The organism is Mesorhizobium sp. M4A.F.Ca.ET.022.05.2.1 (genome assembly GCF_003998845.1).
Taxonomy (GTDB): domain Bacteria; phylum Pseudomonadota; class Alphaproteobacteria; order Rhizobiales; family Rhizobiaceae; genus Mesorhizobium.
Genome location: NZ_RZOJ01000535.1, coordinates 1 through 3,359, shown reverse-complemented (window position 1 = coordinate 3,359; position 3,359 = coordinate 1). Strand labels below are relative to the sequence as shown.

Sequence of the window (3,359 nt, the reverse complement as noted above, 5' to 3'; positions counted from 1 at the left end):
TCATCTATGGCGCACGCATTTCACTGACAATCGGGCTCGTCGGCATCAGTTTCAGCTTCCTGCTTGGCATAGTCATCGGAGGCCTGGCCGGCTATCACGGCGGTATCTTCGACCTGATCGTTCAACGGATAATCGAAATTCTGCAATCGATTCCCAGTATTCCGCTATGGCTGGCTCTGGCCGCGATCATGCCGATGACCTGGAGTCCGATCCTGATCTATTTCGGCATCACCGTCATCCTCGGGCTGCTCGACTGGACCGGACTGGCGCGGGCAGTGCGTTCAAAGCTTCTAGCCTTGCGCGAGGAGGATTACGTTCTGGCCGCGCAATTGATGGGCGCCAGCAGCAGCCGCATTATCCGGCGGCACCTCATTCCCGGTTTCATGTCGCATCTGATCGCGACGGCGACGATCTCCATACCCGGCATGATCCTGGGCGAGACGGCGCTCAGCTTCCTCGGGCTCGGCCTGAGGGCGCCGATAACCAGCTGGGGCATCCTGCTCACCGAGGCGCGCAGCGTCAGCGTGATCGCGTTCTATCCATGGCTGCTTTTGCCGATGCTCCCCGTCATTCTCGTCATCCTGGCGTTCAACTTCCTAGGCGACGGCTTGCGGGACGCCGCAGACCCCTACAAGTGACATCGCTGTCCCGCCGCGCGCCGGGCCCGCCGGCTGCACCGGCAAGACCCCTGTTGGCAGCCTGTTCGGTTGTTGCGGTGTTGATCGTTCGCCTCTATATGCGGCGAGGCTCGATCGGGGGTTTAACCCGTGAACCGTTATGGTCGCGGGCATTGCCGATCACTTGAGCCGGTTCAGGACACAGACGCATATGTCTCGCCTCGAGAGCTTCATCCGCAGGCTGACCGCACAGCGCGACATTCTCGATCAAGTCTGCGCGGGGGTGGCGAAGATCGAGGGCCCCGTGCTCGAACTCGGCCTCGGCAACGGCCGGACGTTCCATCATCTGCGCGAGCGCCTGCCCGGACGCCGGATCGTGGCATTCGACCGCGCGCTCGCCGCGCACGCCAGCTCAATCCCCGAAGCTGAAAACCTTGTCCTCGGCGAAATACGCGAGACGGCGAATAGGTTCATTGGCATAGACGCCGCCCTTGTTCATGCCGACATTGGCACCGGCTATGAAGATCGCGATGCAGTGACCGCTACCTGGCTTCCCGATCTGACCGCGCGCCTGCTTCGCGTCGGCGGCATCGCGGTCAGCGGCACGCCGCTCGACCACCCGCAGTTGCAGCGCCTCGCGCCGCCGCCTTCGGTGCCCGCAGATCGTTATTTTATCTATAGGCGCGTGTAGGAGCCGGAACGACTCAGGTCTTCAAGGGATCGTATATACTGCTATCTCTCGCTCAATGCCGCGCAGCGAGACCTCGTGGGCTACGGGCGTCAGCGCGTTCCTGTGCAACAGGTCGGCGGTGAGATTGTCGTCGACCACCGCGCGAGTGGCGAAGATCGCCTGTGCGTTGGCAAGGTTCTGGACCCGCGACGCAATGTTGACCGTCTGGCCGAAATAATCCTGCCGCTCGTTCAAAGACACGGCGATGCAGGGGCCGGCATGGACGCCGATCTTGAGCAGCAAATCCTCGCGCCCGCTCGTGTCGTTGAGCGCACGCATCGCATCGCGCATCCTGAGGGCCGCGGCAATCGCACGATCGGGCGTCGCGAAGGTCGCCATAACCGCATCACCGATCGTCTTCACCACCGCGCCGGCCTCCGCCGCCACGATCTCGTGCAGAATCTGGAAATGCGCGCGCACGAGATCGAAGGCCGCAAGGTCGCCCACCCGCTCGTAAAGCGCGGTCGATCCGCGCAGGTCGGTGAACAGGAAGGTCAGGCTGGTAATCTTCAGGCGCTGGTCGATGTCGAGTGTATCCGTGCGATAGAGATCGCGGAACGTCTGGTTGGTGAGCAGGCGCTTGGCGGTGAGGAAGGGCCGGCGTTTGCCCAGGAAATCATGCAATGCCTCGCCGGCGATGAAGACCGTCGGCAGCACGCGGGTTTCGGTCCTGTTTTCCAGCGAAATGCGCAACGGGCCAGGTTGCATCTCCAGCGTCTGGTTCTGGATATGGTCGCGGTCGAAGACCAAAGAGAGACTTCGGCGCTCCTTTGTTGGTTCGCCCTTCACGTCGATGAACTGCGCTGAATGGGTGACCGGCTCGAAGACGATAATGAATTCGGACGGAAGCTGTATGGGCAGAACCGCCTTTTCACCGGGCGCTAGTTCGATATCCTCCAGCGAGAACGCTTCCAGCTTTTTCGCGAAATCCTCATCCGGCACATCGACACCGGACGCCCAGTAGATCTGGCGGAAATATTCCACCATCGGCAGTTCGTGTGGATTGTGGGCCGCAATCCTGCGTATGCGGGGACTGACGGTGAATGTCACCTCGACCATCTCGTCGAGGGTCGGCGAATAGCCCTGCGAGCACAGTGCGCAGCTGTATTCGTCCTTCTGAAGGGTTTTCAGCGTGGCGTTGGTGTCGAGCACGCCGCCACAGCCGGGGCACAGGACATTCCAGGAAATGTCGAAGATGCCGACCCGCGCAGCATGGAGAAAGGCGCTTATGGCGCGCTCCTCGTCGAGGCCATGCTTGCTGGCGAAGGCCGGTGTATTGATGCGGCAAAGTTCACGGTCCTCGCCCTCCGCGATGGTTCGCTTGATCGCGTCGATTGCCAGTGGATCGACATCGGTCGATTGCCGCAGAAGCGAGAACAGATCCTGGGCTTCGTTCATCGTGCAGGCTCCGGAAAATGCGCCCTCGAGGCGAGTTGACCGGACCGCGCTTTGGTCCGAGTGCCCCATTTTACGTCGAAACGGACCGTACGGCCATTCGAATAGATGAGCCTGGTGACAGTTCAATTCCCATTCGGCAGATTTTCACCGGCCGCAAGCGGCACTTTGATGGTATATAGGCATTCATCTTTGGGGCTCGCTCCCATGCCGACATCCAACAACCCACCGTTTCCCGCGGCCCTGCGCCTTTTCTCTGTGGCGGTCATCATCGTCTTGATCGTGGGCGCGGGCCTGTTTTTCGCGCCTGTGCTGGTCAAGCCGCGCTGGCCTTGGGCCGTCACGCCGTTCAATGCCCGCTTCCTCGGCGGCTTCTACACCGCCGAAATGGTCGTGATGGCGGCGCTGCTGTTGTGGAATCGCTGGTCGCCCGGCAGGCTCGTGCTCGTCATGGCCTTCATCTTCACCGTCATTGTGTCGGCGGCTTCATTCATCAATCTCGGCTATTTCAACTTCGAGCGCAAAGCACCGTGGCTCTGGTTTTTGGTCTATCTTGGCTCGGTCGCGGTATCCGGGGTGTTCCTGTGGCGGGCCAGGGCGCGTCCTTCGGCAAAAGG

The 3,359-nt window shown here is 61.3% G+C and carries 3 protein-coding genes and 1 pseudogene; 3 read left to right on the top strand and 1 reads right to left on the bottom strand.

Translation table 11 applies throughout. The annotated features are described in order from the left end of the window. The coding region (locus EN745_RS32205; protein ID WP_145992256.1) for an ABC transporter permease at positions 1-638 on the top strand (638 nt) is incomplete at its 5' end. Between the two features lie 190 nt (positions 639-828). Beyond that, complete coding sequence (locus EN745_RS32200) at positions 829-1,308, top strand: class I SAM-dependent methyltransferase (RefSeq protein ID WP_127423113.1); 480 nt, start codon at positions 829-831, stop codon at positions 1,306-1,308. 21 nt (positions 1,309-1,329) lie between these two features. Here the strand turns inward: EN745_RS32200 and EN745_RS32195 are convergent, their stop codons facing one another. Beyond that, on the bottom strand, positions 1,330-2,745 hold the full coding sequence (locus tag EN745_RS32195) for an adenylate/guanylate cyclase domain-containing protein (RefSeq protein ID WP_127423112.1): 1,416 nt from the start codon (positions 2,743-2,745) through the stop codon (positions 1,330-1,332). A gap of 255 nt (positions 2,746-3,000) precedes the next feature. On the opposite strand from EN745_RS32195, the pseudogene EN745_RS32190 reads away from it, so the two are divergent. Beyond that, a pseudogene (locus EN745_RS32190) lies at positions 3,001-3,359 on the top strand (hypothetical protein); the annotation flags it as partial.